This window comes from Pseudomonas sp. JV449, from assembly GCF_032424295.1.
Taxonomy (GTDB): domain Bacteria; phylum Pseudomonadota; class Gammaproteobacteria; order Pseudomonadales; family Pseudomonadaceae; genus Aquipseudomonas; species Aquipseudomonas marginalis.
Window position 1 is genome coordinate 81,754 of record NZ_VYKD01000015.1, and the last position, 18,392, is coordinate 100,145.

15 protein-coding genes are annotated in these 18,392 nt (G+C 61.3%); 5 read left to right on the forward strand and 10 right to left on the reverse strand.

What is annotated here, in order from left to right; translation table 11 throughout:
• Window positions 1-3: 3 nt before the first annotated feature.
• The 3 genes from F6S08_RS14325 to F6S08_RS14335 all read right to left on the reverse strand — a co-directional run bounded on the left by F6S08_RS14325 (window position 4) and on the right by F6S08_RS14335 (window position 2,326).
• The gene (locus F6S08_RS14325) at window positions 4-555 is read right to left on the reverse strand and encodes a hypothetical protein (protein ID WP_027606446.1); all 552 of its coding nucleotides are present in this window, start codon (window positions 553-555) and stop codon (window positions 4-6) included.
• Complete coding sequence (locus F6S08_RS14330; protein ID WP_065927885.1) at window positions 555-1,004, reverse strand: hypothetical protein; 450 nt, start codon at window positions 1,002-1,004, stop codon at window positions 555-557. Before F6S08_RS14330 ends, F6S08_RS14325 begins: the two co-directional genes overlap by 1 nt.
• A 326-nt stretch (window positions 1,005-1,330) precedes the next feature.
• Window positions 1,331-2,326 (reverse strand): FecR family protein, encoded by a 996-nt coding sequence (locus tag F6S08_RS14335; RefSeq protein ID WP_137212428.1) that lies wholly within the window; start codon window positions 2,324-2,326, stop codon window positions 1,331-1,333.
• Window positions 2,327-2,466: 140 nt separating this feature from the next.
• Between F6S08_RS14335 and F6S08_RS14340 the strand changes: the two genes are divergently transcribed.
• Window positions 2,467-2,736 (forward strand): PepSY domain-containing protein, encoded by a 270-nt coding sequence (locus F6S08_RS14340; protein ID WP_065927883.1) that lies wholly within the window; start codon window positions 2,467-2,469, stop codon window positions 2,734-2,736.
• A 20-nt stretch (window positions 2,737-2,756) separates the two neighbouring features.
• Here the strand turns inward: F6S08_RS14340 and F6S08_RS14345 are convergent, their stop codons facing one another.
• Window positions 2,757-7,919 (reverse strand): dermonecrotic toxin domain-containing protein, encoded by a 5,163-nt coding sequence (locus tag F6S08_RS14345; RefSeq protein WP_315871773.1) that lies wholly within the window; start codon window positions 7,917-7,919, stop codon window positions 2,757-2,759.
• Between the two features lie 191 nt (window positions 7,920-8,110).
• Here F6S08_RS14345 and F6S08_RS14350 point away from each other — a divergent pair, with 191 nt between their 5' ends.
• Window positions 8,111-9,145, forward strand: a complete 1,035-nt coding sequence (locus tag F6S08_RS14350; RefSeq protein WP_315871774.1) for an Ldh family oxidoreductase — start codon at window positions 8,111-8,113, stop codon at window positions 9,143-9,145.
• 155 nt (window positions 9,146-9,300) lie between these two features.
• Here the strand turns inward: F6S08_RS14350 and F6S08_RS14355 are convergent, their stop codons facing one another.
• Window positions 9,301-9,621: a YqjD family protein gene (locus tag F6S08_RS14355; protein ID WP_032887039.1), complete on the reverse strand. Its 321-nt coding sequence runs from the start codon at window positions 9,619-9,621 to the stop codon at window positions 9,301-9,303.
• Window positions 9,622-9,786: 165 nt separating this feature from the next.
• Here F6S08_RS14355 and F6S08_RS14360 point away from each other — a divergent pair, with 165 nt between their 5' ends.
• A complete protein-coding gene (locus F6S08_RS14360) occupies window positions 9,787-10,041 on the forward strand; it encodes a hypothetical protein (protein WP_065927880.1) in 255 nt (84 codons plus the stop codon).
• Here F6S08_RS14360 and F6S08_RS14365 read toward each other — a convergent pair.
• Entirely contained in the window at window positions 10,013-10,933 is a 921-nt protein-coding gene (locus tag F6S08_RS14365) for a LysR family transcriptional regulator (protein ID WP_065948656.1), read from the reverse strand. The two genes, F6S08_RS14360 and F6S08_RS14365, sit on opposite strands and share 29 nt — an antisense overlap.
• A gap of 90 nt (window positions 10,934-11,023) precedes the next feature.
• Here F6S08_RS14365 and F6S08_RS14370 point away from each other — a divergent pair, with 90 nt between their 5' ends.
• Window positions 11,024-11,950 carry a carbon-nitrogen hydrolase family protein gene (locus F6S08_RS14370; RefSeq protein ID WP_065927878.1) on the forward strand — a complete coding sequence of 309 codons (927 nt, stop codon included), beginning with the start codon at window positions 11,024-11,026 and terminating at the stop codon, window positions 11,948-11,950.
• Window positions 11,951-12,246: 296 nt separating this feature from the next.
• On the opposite strand, the gene F6S08_RS14375 is transcribed toward F6S08_RS14370, so the two are convergent.
• Window positions 12,247-12,708, reverse strand: a complete 462-nt coding sequence (locus F6S08_RS14375) for an LEA type 2 family protein (RefSeq protein WP_065927877.1) — start codon at window positions 12,706-12,708, stop codon at window positions 12,247-12,249.
• Between the two features lie 13 nt (window positions 12,709-12,721).
• Window positions 12,722-14,149, reverse strand: coding sequence for a nucleobase:cation symporter-2 family protein (locus F6S08_RS14380; RefSeq protein WP_065927876.1), 1,428 nt, complete (start codon window positions 14,147-14,149; stop codon window positions 12,722-12,724).
• Window positions 14,150-14,384: 235 nt separating this feature from the next.
• Between F6S08_RS14380 and F6S08_RS14385 the strand changes: the two genes are divergently transcribed.
• The gene (locus F6S08_RS14385) at window positions 14,385-16,010 is read left to right on the forward strand and encodes a methyl-accepting chemotaxis protein (protein ID WP_027606434.1); all 1,626 of its coding nucleotides are present in this window, start codon (window positions 14,385-14,387) and stop codon (window positions 16,008-16,010) included.
• A gap of 69 nt (window positions 16,011-16,079) precedes the next feature.
• Here F6S08_RS14385 and F6S08_RS14390 read toward each other — a convergent pair whose 3' ends face one another.
• Entirely contained in the window at window positions 16,080-17,057 is a 978-nt protein-coding gene (locus F6S08_RS14390; RefSeq protein ID WP_315871775.1) for an NAD(P)-dependent oxidoreductase, read from the reverse strand.
• Window positions 17,054-18,352 (reverse strand): MFS transporter, encoded by a 1,299-nt coding sequence (locus F6S08_RS14395; protein WP_065927874.1) that lies wholly within the window; start codon window positions 18,350-18,352, stop codon window positions 17,054-17,056. The genes F6S08_RS14390 and F6S08_RS14395 overlap by 4 nt, the downstream gene beginning before the upstream one ends.
• Window positions 18,353-18,392 lie beyond the last annotated feature (40 nt).

Below are 18,392 nucleotides of genomic sequence, written 5' to 3' on the forward strand. Positions count from 1 at the left end.
CGTTTACTTGATAGTGATGCCCAGGGTGTTAGCCACTCGGTTCCCCACCCCGGCACTCTGGTTCACCTGAATCACTCCTCGGCTGCCTGTGAAGGCCTGGTCGCTCGTAACGACAAGGCGGCTGCCAGTGGTGGGGGTGAGCCCTGAGTCGGTTGCCAGCGTCGTGGTGTTCTGTTGCAACAGGACGCTGTCATCGATGCTTTGCGGGCCAGGGTTGATGCTGATCCGCACGGCATTGATGGATTGGTTATTGGCCCCGGCGGACTGGTTGATGCCCAGTACACCGTTGCCGTTGGTAAATGAGCTGCCCTGGATCGCCGCCCTGGCGTTCAGGGACGGGTCGACACTGCCGTCGAGGCGCTGGATGTTGACGTTGGTGGCCTGGCCACCGAGCGCGATGGCGCGGCTGTTGGACATTTGCTGCTGGTTGCCGGCCGCCTGGTTGATCGACACGACACCCTGGTATTGTTGGCCGCTGTTGTGGATCACCGCCGTGTCGTCGGCGAATGCCGGGGCGCTGGCCAACAGGGCGAGAACGAGCAGGGAACGATTCATCACTTGCCCCCCAGCATGCTGCCGATGTTATTCAACGGCGCCATGCCGCGCTGGACCGAGTCGCTGATCTGCCCGCCCATGCTGCTGCCCGCACCGTGGCCGGCGGCAGAGCCGGCCCCCAAGGTGGACATGCTGTTTTGCGTGGCGTGCAGGCCGGTCAAGGTGCCGTTGGTCTGAACTGCGCGGACAATGCTTGAGCCGCTGCTGATGCCGCCGATATCCATATCACTGAGCTCGCCAGTGGCACCGATGATGTCCCGGCTGGGGTTGGCGTTGGCGGTGGTGGGGTAGGGGTCTTTACCGAAGGCGGCGCGGCCGTACATATGAGCCTGTACGTTGCGCCCTGTCACGATCACGCCATCCTCTGCAAAGCTGGGAACACTGATGCCGACGCTGAGTACACAGCTGATCAGCAGCACGTTCATCGAACCTTGAGTGAGTGTGGCCACGGCGGCATTCCTTATTCGTCGCGCTGACCCTAAACAGCGCTGCAAGGGATAGAGCAGAAGCCGTGCCGCTTTTTATTTGCCGTTGTTATTCAATGGCTTGGATTTGTTTGTGGGCGAAGTGATGTCAGTGCTGTTTCAGCACTGAGACACCTGCCTCCAAGGCATACACACAGCGGCATACCACAAACGATTCACCAAGCTGTATCAGCGCTGTAACACTGCCTATGACAAAACGATGAATCCGCACCACACGGGCGGTCCAGGGGAGTCGAGTGTTTCAAAAATGGACACTTCAGGCGCAACGATGCCCCGGCCGGGGTGCAGGCTCAGCCTTTGGGGGATTTACGCGGGATGGAATTGAGTACGGGGTTGCCATCCTGGTTCTGGGTCAGATAGACCGGCAAGACCTTGGGCAAGGAGGGGATGAGGTTATTGACCTCGGTGATGTTGTAGATGCCACCGATGCGAATCGTCCCGGTGTTGGCGTCTGCCAGCATCACCGGTCTGTTCAGGTAGCGGTTGATCAACGGCAACGCATCCACCAGCGCCAGGTTGTCGAGCACCAGCTTGCCCTGGCGCCAGGCCAGGGCGCTGTCATTGGCGGTGATTGCCTGTATACGCGGCGTTGCATCGCCCTGTTGGTAGCTGGCCTGCATGCCCGGCGTCAGGGGCACGCTGCCGTGTAACGAGTCGCTGGCAATCTGCACCGAGCCTTCGAGCAACATCACCCGCACCTGGTCTTCATACTTCCAGACGTTGAACTGGGTGCCCGTGACGCGCACCTGGCCTTCGCCTGCGTGCACGATAAACGGATGCGCGCTGTCATGGCTGACCTTGAAGAACGCCTCACCCTTGTTCAACGTGACGCGGCGCTGATCCTTGTAGTTGCTGTAGACCAGCTCGGTGCCCAGGTTGAGTTCCACCTGGCTGCCGTCGCCCAGAATGACTTGGCGCAAGCCGTTGGCGGCCTGGAAACGCTCATAGGAACTCGGCAGCCAGCCGGCTTCCCAGCCAGTGAAAGCGGCCAGGGGCAAGGCGACCAGGCAGATCGCGGCCGCTACTGCATAGGTGCGCAGCCGGCTGCGCGGCTTGAACGGCACCACCACCGACGGGATCTCGTGGCGCGGCAGGTGGTCGGCGACGTCCCAGATTTCCAGCATGGCCGCGTATTCAAAGGCGTGCAGCGGATGGGAGTCATGCCATTGCGCAAAAGCCTGACGTTCATCCGCTGTGCAATCACTGGCGTGCAGGCGCATGCACCAATGCGCGGCGGCGTCGGTGATGGCGTCATATTCGGCTTCTGAAATGGACTTTTCGCTCATTAACTCATCCTGATTTCGCACATTCTAACCTCCCGAGGTGGACCGCGAGAACAGGCGTCATGGCGATTGCACATCAATTGGAACTTATTCTCGTTTGGGAGTACCTAAAAATCAGGACATTCCCACAATGGAGTACGAAAATGCTGAAGAAAACCTTAGTCGCGCTGTGTGCAACCACTGCTCTGCTTAGTGCGGGCGCTGCCCTGGCCGATAAGCCAGGCGCAGGCTGGATCACCATCGAAAAAGCCATCGACGTTGCCAAGACCAAGGCGGGTTATGTCGAGGTCTATGCGGCGGAAGCCGATGACAATGGCTACTGGGAAGTCAAGGGACGCAAGTCCGACGGTACCGTGTACGAAGCCCGTATCGATGGGGCCTCCGGCAACATCCTGCGCGACCAGAAAGACTGACGTACCTGCCGGGAGCCTGCTCAGGCTCCCGCATCCAGCTCTCGCCCGAGTTGGCTGATCAGGTAAGTGACCGAATCGGCATTGGCCAGAATCGTGTCGATTCGTTTGTCTGGATTGCTCATGAACATGTCCCGTGCCTCATTCAGGGTTCGGCAGCCGGTGATGCCGAGGACTTTATCTTTTTGCGGCGTGGTCGCCCGACTGCTGCCGAAATCCTCCCATTCTTCGCTGAACTCATCCCAGGTTTTGAACAACAGCGTGGCGGGCGTCAGCGTGGACAGCGCGGTATCACGCAAGTCGGCCAGGTCGGTCTGCATCAGCCTGGCACCTTGGATCTTCACATTAATCAGGTCGTGAAACGGGCGCATGCTGTCCAGGTAGGCCAGGTCCTCAGTCAAGGATTTGATGTGCGATATCTCGTGAATCAGCACCGTTGCCCGTGCGTGGGCCGAGATGTTGAACGGCGTGGTCAGGCGGTTTTGATAGTTATCCAGTGGGGGGTCGAAAAAGCGGTCGAGCAAATAGATTTTCTGCTCCTGGTCATCGGGCAGCACAAAGGCAAAGGTGTTGCGCGGGCTGTAGCGATGGGTGCCGCTGACAAACCGCATCGAATCGGGGCTGATGAGGGTATGGTTCGTCAACTCATCGAGTATCTCGTCGACCCGTCGCTCGACTCGCTGCACCTGCTCGGGCGTCAGCGTGACGATGCCGAACAGTTCGCTGAAGAACCGCCCGAGCCGGCTATTGGGGGCCAAATGTGTCGCGAAGTGCAGCAGGTTGCGTTTGCAGTTGACCGAATAGTACGTCGCGACATTGAGCGCTTCATCAATGCACTGGGCCTTCCAGTTGGATAGCGTGGCAATCTCTCGTATGCCCACCGCTTCGATATTGATGGCATCGCGCTCGGCTGCACGGGTGGTGAGTTTGCCGGCGTAGCGGCTTAACGTTTTGCCGTAGCGCGGGTAATGCCGGTCGAGGTCCAGTGTCCACACCCCCTGGGTGTTGCACTGCACATAGGGGCCCGGTAGCTCGTCCTTGATCAACCGCCAGTGTTTGCCGGCTTGTTTTATCGGATAAACCTTGCCCGACAAGGGGATGAACTGCCGCGTGCCGGCCTGATCCCTGTAAAGGCCGGTAGGCTTGCCTGGGGTGAGGTCCGCCAGCGCAATATCGTGGTCTTCGAATACTTGCAGGTGTGTCCGTGCGGGTGCGGTCAGGTCCAGGTCTGCCAGGGTATCCGCAGCAGGCGCGGGGGCTTGCAACCACTGCTCAACGGGGGGCGGCTCCGTGACTGGCGCGTCCTGGGGCAAGAGCTTGTCCAGCGCCTTGCGCAGCGCGGCCAATTCGGCCACTCCGCCGGCAAAGGCCTTGAGCGCGCGTTGCCAGCGGTGCTGTTGCAGGTCTTCTGCGGAGGCCAGGAACAGTTTGTAGCTGCGCCACACCACTAGCGGGTAAGCAAGTTTACCGGCCATGAACTGCAAACCCTTGGGAATCTCCCGGGTCAACAGGCTGGTGATCCCGTCCCATTTGACCTTGCCCGACTCAGAGAACTGGCAGGCGAGCATCTGCAGCAGCAACTCAATATTGTCCTTGAACAGGCGCTTGAGCAGGTTGCCGACAATCGGGTTGGCACCCACGCGGATTTCCGAAAGCCCATGACGCCAGTTCTGGCTGAGCAAATTGCGGTAAGTGGCTTGTTGCGATTCTTCCAACTGGCTGACCACCCACTCTTGCAGCGCCCCGGGGGTGGTGAATTCGCTGATGAACGCCGCTTCATTTGCGTATTCCTTCAACAGGTGGCTGGGGCTATAGGGCGCATACAGGATCAACGGGCCCGTCGCGCCGCCCTTCGGGCCGATCAGGTAGCAGCCCAGAGCCTTGACCAGCGCCGCCCCCGGCGTGGCGATCAGTTCGAGCGGGCGAACCATCGCCGTGACGCCGCTTACGCTGTTGCGCGCCAGGGCATCGGGCATATCAAAGACTTGCTGGATAAAGCTCCAGGCTGATGCCGACAGGCGCTCCTGAAGTGTTTGTTCATGGGCGTATTGCAGCAATTGCCACGGCAGTTGCCGACAAAACAATCGACGACGGCGACGGGTGTCTTCGGTCTGGCCCTTGAGCAGGGTGGTCAGTTGTGTCTGGTAGAGACTTTTCAAGTCCAGTTGGCGCACCAGTTGCACCACGGTGCTGCCATCGAGTGCTGCTGGCAAGGGCGTGTCTGTACGCGATCGCGGCCGGATATCGTCAGCGTTCAGTTCAGGCAAGTGCCGCAGGGCGAAGTCGGTCAGGGTCTGGGTGTGGTTTTGCAGGTCGATACGGCCAGGTATCAATATGGCGTCGGGGTTGACCACTTGCCCGGGAAACCGCGCATTGAGCAAGGTAGATAAGCTACTCAGCACCTGTTCGCGCATGGGTGTGAGGCCGTGCAGGTAATCCTGCTCATCCGTTACGCTGGCGCGGTATTGCTCAAGCAGTTCGGCATGCAGGATTTGTTCATGTGGCCGCGCCATCCCCAGCCAGACCGGCAGTGCCTGTTGATGGATCATGGCACGTGCAATGGCCATCGCCCTGGGCAGGTTGGTCGGTGTGGCCTGGCGGATAAAACTGTCCATGAAGTCCTGAAAGCGTTGAGCGTTCAATTTCATCGACAGTACATGGTCGATCTTGTCGCGCATGAAGTCGCTGTAAGTCTGTTGGCGATTGTGCAGCAGATGCTCGTCGATACGTTGCAGGGGGCCGAGCCGATAGGACTGGTGGGGTATGCGCTTGGAGGGCCTCAGGTTCTCGATCAGCGGTAACCGTGCGGTGGGGCTCAGCAAGCGTTGTTCCAGCACTTCGCGCAAGACGTTGAACGACGCAAAGGCCTCATAGCCGGCACGCGGCGTCCACAGCATTGCCAGCCCTGAATGGTCGGGGTCGGTGCCACCACGCTCGGTCAGTACAAAACAGTTGGTCAGCGCCTCGGGTACGGCGTCAGCCCCGAGGTTGAGGGTCAAGCCAAACGCGTCAGGGATAAACCCGTTGAGGCCACGCCGGGTGAGTCGGGTCATGTTTTCGGCGTGAAGGGCGCTGTCCAGCAGGTCGAGGCAGGCGACCGGCAGGCTCTTTTGTAATCGCCTCAGTTGTGCTTCACCGCTGAGCCCCAGCAACATGCCATGGCTCAGGTGCGCGCGGTTATGTTCCAGGAGTAGATGCGGCAGCGTCCGCAGGTCATGTTCTGCAAAGGTGGTCAGGACCTGCTCGATCACCGCATTGAAGCTGTTCGTGGTCAGGTTGTGCAGTTGGTTGGCGACGCCTGAGCGGCGCTTGCCGTAAAACCAGGTCAGGGGCGAGTCGGTCAAGGCCTCGGCTTGCTTGGCCAGGCGCGCAATAAAGTGCTCCACCATGCTTGTCGACGCCAGGGGCAATCGCTCTTCGCGCTCGCTGGCTGGCGTGGCGTAGCGGTTGATGTAGACGTTGTCGGCTTTGAGGCTCAACTGTCTTTTGCCCAGCTCGACGTTCAATGCTCGGCCCACCAACTCGCGCAGGGTCGGGTGTTTGCTGCGCTCCATCGCCATCGCCGCCTCGACCGTTTCCAGCGTCTTCAGCTGTGCCTTGGCCTTTTCGGCATGGACGGTAGAGGGGCGGCCGTTGCCGCTGGTGATGGGATGGACGGACCAGCGCCCGCCGGCGTCCAGCGCCTGCAAACGGCTGTCGAGCATGGTGCGCACGTCCAGGGCATTGTCGAGCAGCGCGGCCAGGTCGATCTCACCTGCGCTACGCCGATAGAGCCCCAGCGCATATTCCAGGTTGTCGAACTGTTTGGCGAGAATGTCTTCGACCATCTCCTGGAACGCATCGCCCGCAACCGGCTTGCCGGTCACTTCTATCTGATCACTGCCAATGAACACGCTACGCTCGTCCAAGGAGAGGAAATTGAGCAACTCATCTTCATGCCCTGCGGTTTTGAGCAGGGTCAACAGGATGTCCTTCAGATCATCGATGTCCTTGAGCACCTGCAAGCCGCGTGATTGCGTGTAGAGGTACGCGTGGGCATTGCTGATCATCAAGGTGCCCCCAAGATGGACATAGTGCTGAAAGGGCGCATGGATGCGCACCCTCTCGACGTTCAGGTGGTGGGTATAGGCCGCGCGCGCGGTCTTGTCTGCCAGGAACAGCGCGCGCAGTTGCTCGCTTTCTTCGCTGCTCAGGATCATGTTCTGATGCTTGAACAGCAGGTCTGCGCGACATTTGTCACTCATGACGCGGGCGCAAAACCGTTGGCGCGACTGGTCCGCGTTGACCTCTTGGTTCCAGTACGACTGGAGCAGGCTGTTCAATAGCTTGGAAAGAATGCCGCTGGTTTGCTCGACCACGCTGTTCCATCGCTGCTGGTCCTCGGCCAGTTGCTGCTGGCTGAAGGCTGTGGTGTTTCGGCCGATGTTGAAGAACGAATGAGTCTGGTCGGTTGGCCAGGCATGCCTGACATAAAACCGCAGCAACGCATCACGCAAGGGAAGCGAGTCGACCCAGCGGGCCTCTTCGCCCGTGGCCGGGCGGCTGAAGAAGTTCACGCGAGTGTCGGCCGGGTTCAACCCAGGGAAATAGGAGCGGGCCATGATGCCGAGCAAGGTGTCGAGCATGTCGTTCAGACCGGGGAGCTTGCGCAGTTCATCGAGCATCGCCCGTACATTTTTTTGCTGGTTAGCCAGGATGATCCTCTGTTGGTCGGCCATCACGGCGTCCGCAATCGTGGCGGTGGTCAGCGTCAGGCGCACGTTTATGGGCAACGCGTCCCGTTCGGCAATGGACAGAAACTGGAGCAACTCGCTGCGCCTGCTCGGTTGCGTCAAGCGTTCCTGCACCTCGCCAAGCAGGCCGGCACGGCTGTCGAACAGTTCCAGGCCACCGTAGGGGGTATAGAGCACGGCTTTGTTGTCGTCCGGCGTCGGGCTCATCATGAACGCGCCCGCCAGTGGAATGGCGGGTTGACCGCCGGGGTTGATCAACAACCGTTCTACGTGCATGGGGTTGCCTTGCACCGCGGGGTCCTGGCGGGCTGCGTCGGTGGCGTAGTACAGCGTGTGCAACCATTCAAGGTCCTTGACCGTGAACCCCAGGGCACGCTCCCGTGGTGTCGGCTCATTGCGTTTTACGGGAAGCAGGAACTCGTCGAAGAAGTAGGGCGGGATGACCGTCGACATAGGGCACTCTCCATCAGATAGACGTTTACGAGCGCCCACGTTAAGGATTGCGCGGGAGTGCAGGGGGTAGATAACTCGCGATCAAACCGCCGCAGACGTCAAGCGCCCGTTGACAGCAGGCACCTGAGGCGTTGTTTAATCGGGGGTCTGGATTCTTGTTGTCTCTTCCAATTATAAAATCGGAGCTACAGATGTCTGCCCAGTCCCCGATAGTTGACAACGCTACAGCGCTCATCGGTTTCAACGACCTCGTGGGTTTGTTGCACGCGGTATTCGTGAAGCACGGCACTTCGCCGAACGTCGCCGCGATCCTGGCGCATAACTGCGCCGGCGCCGAACGCGACGGTGCCCATAGCCACGGGATCTTCCGTATTCCCGGTTACCTCAGCACCCTGGCCAGCGGCTGGGTCGACGGCAAGGCCGTGCCGGTCGTCACGGACGTGGCGTCCGGCTTTGTGCGGGTCGACGCCGGCAACGGGTTTGCCCAGCCAGCGTTGCAGGCCGCCCGTTCGCTGCTGGTGGCCAAGGCGCGCAGTGCCGGCATTGCGCTGCTGGCGATCCACAACTCCCATCACTTCGCCGCCCTGTGGCCCGATGTCGAACCGTTCGCCGAAGAAGGCCTGGTGGCGCTGAGCGTGGTCAACAGCATGACTTGCGTGGTGCCCCATGGGGCCGACCGGCCGTTGTTCGGTACCAACCCCATCGCGTTCGCCGCACCGCGTGCCGACGGCGCGCCTATCGTCTTCGACCTGGCCACCAGCGCCATTGCCCATGGCGATGTGCAGATCGCCGCGCGCAAAGGCGAACGCTTGCCTGCGGGTATGGGCGTCGACAGCCTTGGCCAACCGACCACCGACCCCAAAGCCGTGCTGGAAGGCGGGGCGCTGCTGCCGTTTGGCGGGCACAAGGGCTCGGCGTTGTCGATGATGGTCGAGTTGCTGGCAGCGGCCTTGACCGGCGGTAACTTCTCCTTTGAGTTCAACTGGGCCGACCATCCGGGAGCGCGCACACCCTGGACCGGGCAATTGCTGATCCTGATCGACCCAAGCAAAACCGCCGGGCAGAACTTTGCCGAGCGCAGCCAGGAATTGGTGCGGCAGATGCATGCGGCGGGGCTGCGGCGGTTGCCGGGGGATCGACGTCATCGCACGCGGGCGAAGTCGTTGGAGGAGGGCGTGATGGTGGATCTGGAAGCGCTGAACCAGCTGCGGGACTGGGCTACGTAGAGGCTGTCTATCCCGCTCCGCGCAATTCCGTAGCAGCTGCCGAGCGCAAGCGAGGCTGCGTCGGCCGCGCCCCGAGCTTGAATCGGCAGTGCGCCTGACGCAGCCTCGCTTGCGCTCGGCAGCTGCTCCGCACGCATAGCGCTATACGGACGATGTCAGTTACGGCGACCCAACAACAGGCCAACCACCAGGCCGAAGCCTGCGGAGATGGCGACGGTCTGCCATGGATGGCCACCGATGTAGGTCTCGGTGGCATCGACTACTGGCTTGCTACGCTCGCGCACGTTGGATACCGAATCCAGTGCCTGCTTGAGTTTGATGGCGACCTGTTCGCGCAGGGTTTCGCCTTCTTCGCCCACCAGGGCAGCGCTGCTTTTGAGCAGCTTGTCCGATTCTTCGATCAGGGCCGTCAGTTCACTGAATGCTTGATCCTTGATTTGATCTTCAACAGCTTGGGCGGCAGTTTTGCGGGCCATGGGTGTGACTCCTTGCAAGTGAATGTGACAGTGAACAATGGAGTGCCGGGCGGTGGCAAAAGTTGCAGTTTTTTTGCCGGGTCGGCACTGGCGAACGAAATCCGAATCCGGAAAAATCGACCTACAGTGTAAGATGTCGTCTATTTGTGCAGCAGGAATTTCAACATGAGCTTCAATCTCGCCAACAAGACCCTCGCCGAACGCGCCGAGCTGGAAGATGAAAAGTCCCGCCTCTATGACCTGTGGCAGACCAACCTGGGCAAGGCCAAGGGCGAAGCCGCGCGGTTGTTCGGTGAGCGCGCCAAGCGCAAGGGCAGGTGGTCTGAATGGGTCCGCGCCGAACTGGACGGCATGTCGCCACCGGAGTTTTCCAACATGGTACGCAGTGAAGTCAACAAACTGATGGCGGCGGCGAAGTAAAGCCGGCGGCAATCGCTTCGCGTACTTTAAGCAACATCGGATCAAGCTGGGCCTGGGTGCGCCAACCCAGTTCCACCGGGTATCGCGGCAGTGCCAACGGGCAGGGCAGGACCCGCAGGCCGGTCATCTCGGCGATGGCCTGCGCCGCATGCCCGGGAATGGTCGCTACCGCCTGGCTGCCCTTGAGCAGAAACGGCAGTGCGGCAAAATGACTGGTCGAGGCGCACACCTGGCGGCTCAGGCCCTGCGCTGCCAGCCCTTCGTCGGTGATGCCGATGAACCCGCCTGACGACACCAACACATGCTCGCGGGTGACAAATTCATCCAGGCTGAGGCTTTCCTGGCCTGGCGCCAGGCTGCGTGGGTCCACGACGCAGCGATAATCCCCCTCTCCCAGTACCTGCCGACTCAATCGGCTTTGCGCAAAGCCGCCCGCGGTAATTGCCAGGTCCAGGGTGCGGTCGAGCAGGGCGCCGGCGACGATCTGACTGTGGGTCTGGCGAAAGATCACCCGCAGCTTCGGCAAGCGCTGTGCGATGGTGTCCATCAACCGGCGGCCATAGGCAATTTCGAAGTCGTCGGACAGGCCCACCACCACCGAGCGGCCTTGATAGTTCGGGTTGTCCGGATTGACCATCGCCAGGCTTTGCCGACAGCGCTCCAGCGCCTCACTGATCACCGGTTTCAATTGGTTGGCCCGCAGCGTCGGCGCCAGGCCACGGCCGGTGCGCACAAACAATTGGTCGCCATAGACGTCGCGCAGACGTCGCAGGCCTGCACTGATGGCCGACTGCGTGACACCCAGGCGCAATGCCGCGCGGCTGGCGCTGGACTCATCGTGCAGGGCTTCGAAGGTTTTCAGCAGGTTCAGGTCGACCTGGGCGATATTCATCTGGCTCATATCATTCAGCACTGAGGTGGGCTTTATTCATGATCGAGCCTGGCGAGAGAATGGGCAACCCCCTTATCTGGAGTGATCGTGATGCCCGTTTCTACTGTGGCGGCCCTGCAAATCGGTTCCCTGCCTGGCGGCAAGGCCGAGACCCTGGCGCAAATCCTCGCCTATGAAGACGAGATCCTGCGCAGCGGCGCGCAATTGGTGGTGATGCCCGAAGCGCTGCTCGGCGGCTATCCCAAGGGTGAAGGGTTTGGCACCCAATTGGGCTATCGCCTGCCCGAAGGCCGCGAAGCCTTTGCCCGCTACTTTGCCAACGCTATCGATGTGCCAGGCGCCGAGACCGAGGCTCTGGCCGGCCTGTCGGCACGTACCGGCGCCAGCCTGGTGCTGGGTGTGATCGAGCGCAGTGGCAGCAGTTTGTATTGCACCGTGCTGTATGTCGAACCCACGGGCGGCCTGGTGGCCAAGCACCGCAAACTGATGCCCACCGGCACCGAACGGCTGATCTGGGGCAAGGGCGACGGCTCGACCTTGCCGGTGATCGACGCGGCGGCAGGGCGTATCGGCGGTGCGGTGTGCTGGGAAAACATGATGCCGCTGCTGCGCACCGCGATGTACGCCAAGGGCGTCGAGGTGTGGTGCGCGCCGACGGTGGATGAGCGCGAGATGTGGCAGGTGAGCATGCGCCATGTGGCGCATGAAGGGCGCTGCTTTGTGGTCAGTGCGTGCCAGGTGCAGGCCTCGCCCCAGGCACTGGGCATCGAGGTCGCCAACTGGCCTGCAGAGCGCCCGTTGATCGCCGGCGGCAGCGTGATTGTCGGCCCGATGGGCGACATCCTGGCCGGGCCACTGGTGGGGGAGGTCGGGCTGCTGACGGCGCAGATCGACACCGATGACCTGGTGCGAGCGCGGTACGACTATGACGTGGTGGGGCATTACGCCCGCCCGGATGTGTTCGAGCTGGTGGTGGATGAGCGGGCCAAGCCAGGCGTGCGTTATATCACGGACTGAAACACGGTCGAAATGTGGGAGGGGGCAAGCCCTAACGCCGTTCAGTTAATCCCTGTAGGAGCGCTCGCTCGCGAAAAACGCTCAGGCAACGCGTTCATTCTCGATAAACGCGGTGGCCCTGAGTGCTTCGCGAGCAAGCTCGCTCCTACAAAAAGCCAACTGAACGGCATTCTGGCAAGCCCCTTCCACCTTTGGCTCTCTCAGCCTTTGGGCGATTGGGTTTCCAGCCATTCCTCGCGGGTCATTTCCCAGACAGGATCAGGCGTTCGGTAAAGAGTGTCGGTTGCATGGTGTCATTACCAGGTCGCGGTATTCGGCAAGTCCAGCGTGCCACGGTCTACAAAGCGCATCGTGCCGAACAGCCCGCCCGCCAGTTTGCCCCGCAGCACGTAGGGCAGGTTGTTCAAGCTCTGGGTCTGGCTCAGGCCTAAGGTCTGGCGCAGCACGGAAAACGCCGAAACGCTGACCGGCACCATCAGCACGGTTTCGGAAAAACGCGGGATGCTGCCGCGCTGGTCACTCACCCCCGACGCCAGCGGCCGACCATTGACCTCCAGGTCGAGGGCCACGCCGTTGTAGTCGATCGCCGTTTCATTGGGGTTCTGCACCCGCAGTTTCACGGCGAAGCGCACTTCCAGGTCCTGGCTTTGCAGCGGCTCGATGCCCACCACATTGATATTCACCGGGTCGCGGTTGGGGAACAGCGCACAGGCGCTCAAGCTCAGCAGTAGCAGCGATAGAACCATGAGCTTGCGCATGCAAAGGGTGCTCCTATTTCGTGACGTCCGGGTCCTGCATCACTTTGAGGGTAGAGGACTCCGGATCAAATTCATCTTCCTGCAGCTCTATGAACGCTTCCGGCAGGAAAATGTTCAGCAGGATTGCACAGAACGCGCCCACAGTGATCGGCGACTCGAAGATGTTGTGCAGCGCCTTGGGCAGGTCGCGCAACACTTCCGGCACGGCGGCCACGCCCAGGCCCATGCCCAGGGAGATCGCCACGATCAGCACATTGCGGCGGTGCAGCCCGGCTTCGGCGAGGATCTTGATGCCGGCCACCGCCACGGTGCCGAACATGATCAGGGTCGCGCCGCCCAGCACCGGCTTGGGCATCAGTTGCAGCACCGCGCCGATCATCGGGAACAGCCCCAGCAGCACCAGCAAACCCGCGATGAAGTACGCCACGTAGCGGCTGGCCACGCCGGTCAACTGGATCACGCCGTTGTTCTGGGCGAACGTCACCATTGGCAGGCTGTTGAAGGTCGCCGCCATCGCCGAGTTGAGGCCGTCGGCCAACAGGCCCGACTTGATGCGCTTGATGTACAGCGGGCCCTTGACCGGCTGTTGGGAAATCATCGAGTTGGCCGTCAGGTCACCGGCTGCTTCCAACGGCGAAATCAGGAAGATCACCGCCACCGGGATAAACGCCACCCAGTCGAACGAGAAACCGTACTTGAAGGGCACCGGCACGCTGATCAGTGGCACGTGGGGCAGGGCGGCCAGGTCGACACGGCCCATCCACCACGCCACCACAAAGCCCAAGGTCAGGCCGATCACGATGGAGCCCAGGCGCAGGAACGGGTTGTTGAAGCGGTTGAGCACCACGATGGTCACTAGCACCAGTGCTGCCAGGCCCATATTGCTCGCGGCGCCCAGGTCGCTGGCGCCAAAACCGCCAGCCATGTCGGTGACGGCCACCTTGATCAGCGACAGCCCCATCAAGGTGATGATGGTGCCGGTCACCACCGGGGTGATCAGCTTGCGCAGCTTGCCGATGAACTGGCTGAGCACCACTTCGATAAACGCCGCGAAAAAGCAGATGCCAAAGATCGTCGAGAGGATCTCATCGGTGCCGCCGCCCCGGGCCTTGACCATGAACCCCGCGCTGAGAATCACGCTGATAAACGAGAAACTGGTGCCTTGCAGGCACAGTAGCCCCGACCCAATGGGGCCGAACGTGCGCGCCTGGACGAAGGTGCCGAGCCCCGACACAAACAGCGCCATGCTCACCAGATAGGGCACTTCGCTTTCCAGACCGAGCACACCACCGACGATCAGCGTCGGGGTGATGATGCCGACAAAACTGGCCAGCACATGCTGCAACGCGGCAAATATCGCCGCACTGAAATGCGGGCGATCCTCCAGGCCGTAGATCAGGTCGGATTTATAGCGGGGGCGGGGGGCTTGAGCGTCAGACAAAATGAGGGCTCGGGTCAGAAAATGGAGGCGCAGGATGCCAGAAACGGCCCAGCGTCAGAAGTGTAAAAAAATATTTATAAAGACCCTGCATAAAACCCCGATTCCTGCCGATACTGCTTATAGGCCCATCTATCAAAAACAACAGTGATGGCCGGTGTCAGGCAGTGCGTTGACGCTGACTGATCGTTTCGTGGCATGGACGCGCGCCGCCACTCTATATTTCGAGATCGCCCTTATGTCGCTCCGTCACCTGAATATCGCCCCTCGCGCTTCCCTCGGTTTCGCCTTCATCGCCCTGTTAGTGGTGGTGTTGGGCGGGTTTGCGGCCAACCGCATGACGTTGATCCGCCAGGCCTCGGTGGACATGAGCAGCAACCAGCTGCCCAGCGTGACGTACCTGGCCCAGATGACGGAGAACGTCCTGCGCATGCGTATCCTGTCATTTCGGGTGCTGGTCAACCGCGAGCCGGCCGGCCTGCAGGAAGCCGAAACCCGCATCGGCGTGCTGGTCGACAAGGTCAAGACGGCCCAGGCCGGCTACGCGGCATTACCCGCCGGTACGGAGGAAGCGGCGTTGTACAAGACGTTTGTCAGCACCCTGGATAACTACTTCAAGGCCCAGGCGGACATGCTGGCGCTGTCCAAGCAAGGCGACGTCGAGCAGATGCGCACCCTGATCAATACCCGGATCAAGGAAGGCACCGATCAGATGGGCGAGCAGTTGAACAAGCTGATTGCGATCAATGCCGCCAACGCCAAGCAAGCCAGCGACGCGGCAGGGCACAGTTACACCAGTGCCATCACCGGGATTATCGTGGTCTCGGTCAGCGCTGCACTGCTCACGGTGCTGCTGGCCTGGCTGCTGACCCGCAGCATTGTCACGCCGTTGCGCAAAGCCGTTCAGGTGGCTGAAACCATCGCCGGTGGCAACCTGACCAGCGTCGTTGAAGATAATGGCAACGATGAACCCGCGCGCCTGATCAACGCCCTGTCGACCATGCAAACCAACCTGCGCCAGACCATCCAGCACATTGCCGGTTCGGCCACGCAACTGGCCTCGGCGGCGACAGAGTTGAGCGCCGTGACCGAGGAAGCGTCCCGGGGCCTGCAGCAACAGAACAATGAAATCGACCAGGCCGCCACGGCGGTCAACGAGATGACCGCGGCGGTGGAAGAAGTGGCGCGCAATGCGGTGTCCACCTCCGAGGCCTCCAACCAGTCCAACCAGGCCGCGCGGTCAGGTCGCGACCGGGTGATGGAAACCGTCGGCGCGATCCAGACCATGACCCAGGACGTCCAAAACACTGCCGCGATGATCGAAGGCCTGGCCACCCAGGGCCGTGACATCGGCAAGGTGCTGGACGTGATCCGCGCGATTGCCGAACAGACCAACCTGCTGGCGCTCAACGCCGCCATCGAAGCGGCCCGCGCCGGTGAAGCCGGCCGCGGCTTTGCGGTGGTAGCGGATGAGGTGCGGGCGCTGGCCCATCGCACGGCGCAGTCGACCCAGGAAATCGAGAAGATGGTCGCCGGCATCCAGAACGGTACCGGTGAAGCGGTGCAGTCGATGCAACAGAGCAACCAGCGCACCCAGGACACCCTGGAAATGGCCCGCGCCGCCGGCGTGGCCCTGGAGCAGATCACCCAGTCCATCAGCCTGATCAACGAACGCAACCTGGTGATCGCCAGCGCGTCGGAAGAACAGGCCCAGGTCTCCCGCGAAGTGGACCGCAACCTGGTCAACATCCGCGACCTGGCCACCCAGTCGGCGGCGGGGGCCAACCAGACCAGTGCCGCCAGCCACGAGCTGTCGCGCCTGGCGGTGGATTTGAATGGGATGGTGGCGAGGTTCGTTATCTAAGTATTTGGAATACTGGCAAAAATGTGGGAGGGGCAAGTCGAATCGTCGCACCGCCCCTCCCACATGTGTTTATTGTTTCCAAGCCCCTGGGTTGACCAGGTTCTTCGGTTTTTCACCCGCCAACGCCTGCAACAGATTGTCCACCGCACACGTGGCCATCGCCTCCCGCGTCTCATGGGTCGCCGAGCCGATATGCGGCGTCGCCACCACGTTATTCAGACGCAGCAACGGTGAGCCGTGATCAAGCGGTTCCTTTTCGAACACATCCAACCCCGCCGCCCGAATCGTACGTTGCTGCAAGGCCTCCACCAGCGCGGCCTCGTCCACCACCTTGCCCCGCGAGATATTGATAAAGATCGTCTCCGGGCCCATCCGCGCAAATTGTTCGGCGCCGATCAGCTTTTCGGTTTCAGCCGTGAGCGGCAGGGTCAGGCAGACAAAATCGGCCTGTTGCAGCAAATCGTTAAGGCTGCGGTACTGCGCGCCAAAGCGCTGTTCCACCGCCGGCTTGGGCGAATGGCTGTGGTAGATCACTGGCATGCCAAAACCGAAATGCCCGCGCTGGGCCAAGGCTTCGCCGATGCGGCCCATGCCGATGATGCCCAGGGTCTTGCCATGCACGTCGCTGCCGAAGTGTGAGGGGCCGATATTCTTGTTCCACTGGCCGGCGCGCACCATGTCGGCCAGCTCCACTACACGCCGGGCGGTGGCCAGGATCAGCGCGAAGCCGGTGTCGGCGGTGGTTTCGGTGAGCACGTCCGGGGTGTTGCTGAGCAGGATGCCGCGCCGGGTCAGGTAGTCGATATCGTAGTTGTCGACCCCCACGGACACGCTGGCCACGGCCTCCAGTTGTGTTGCGAGATCCAGCAACCCGGCATCCAGGCGCAGGCTGGCACCGAGCAGGCCGTGGGCGTTGGGCAGTGCATCGCGCAGCTTGGCCAGGCCAGTCTCGTCCAGTGCGTCTATCAGGGTGACGTCGCACTGTTCATGCAGGCGCGCCATTAACGGTGCGGAGAGCTTCTTGTACAGAACCACAGACTTTTTCATGGGGTTTTCACCTTCAATTCGAGGGTCGAGATGGGCGCGCGTTCACGGTCACTGGCGCCGGGCTTGAGGAAAATCGTCAGCACCACCGACAGCATCAGCGCGCCGCTCATCAGCAGGTACGAGGCGCCGGGCGAGCCGGTGCTGCTATTGAGGTAGCCCACCAGGTAGGAGCCGCCGAACGAGCCGAGGGCGCCCATGCTGTTGATCAGCGCCATGGCGCCACCGGCGACGTTGGCGGGGAGGATTTCCGGGACGATGGCAAAAAACGGTCCGTACGGCGCATACATGCAGGCTCCGGCAATGACCAGCAGGGTGTAGGACCACCAGAAATGTTCGGCGCCCAGGGCGTAGGAGGCATAGAACGCGATGGAGGCAACCAGCAGTGGCGGCCATACGAAGCGTTTGCGCTTTTGCAGTTTGTCCGAGCCCCACGACACCGCCAGCATGGCGATCACGGCAGCGAGATAGGGCAGGGCCGAGAGCCAGCCGGCTTCGACCATGTCCATCTGCAGGCCTTTCTTGAGGATCGACGGCAGCCACAAGACGAAGCCGTACACGCCGATGCTCCAGCAGAAAAACTGCAGCGCCAGGATGATCACCTTGGGCGAACGGAACGCTTCGGCGTAATTCTTCACCGCCTTGATACCGACCTGTTCGGCGGCCAGCGCGCTTTCCAGGTCTTTTTTGTGCTGTTCGCTCAGCCACTTGGCATCTGCGGGTTTTTCATCCGCCAGTTTCCACCAGATAAACGCCCACAGCACCGCCGGCAGGCCTTCGATGATAAACATCCAGCGCCAGCTGAAATGCTGCACCAGGTAGCCGGACACCACCGACATCCACAGCATGGTCACCGGATTGCCGAGGATCAGGAAGGTGTTGGCCCGCGAGCGCTCGGCACGGGTGAACCAGTGACACAGGTACACCAGCATGGCCGGCATCACGGCGGCCTCGACCACGCCGAGCATGAAGCGAATGACGATCAGCATGTAGGCGTTGGACACCACGCCGGTCAGGGTGGCCAACCCGCCCCAGAGGATCAGGCTGACGAAAATCAGCTTCTTGACGCTGCGCTTCTGCGCGTAGATCGCACCCGGCACCTGGAAGAAGAAGTAGCCAAGGAAAAACAGTGCACCCAGCAATGACGACATACCGGGGGTGATCATCAGGTCCTCGGCCATCCCGGAGGCGGCGGCAAAGCCGTAGTTGGCGCGGTCCAGATACGCCAGGCTATAGGTGATAAAGACGATGGGCATGATGTACCACCAACGGCGGGTGGCGAGTTTCACGGTGTCCATAAGGTTGCTCCTGAGCTTGTTGTAGTTGTGGCAACAGGGT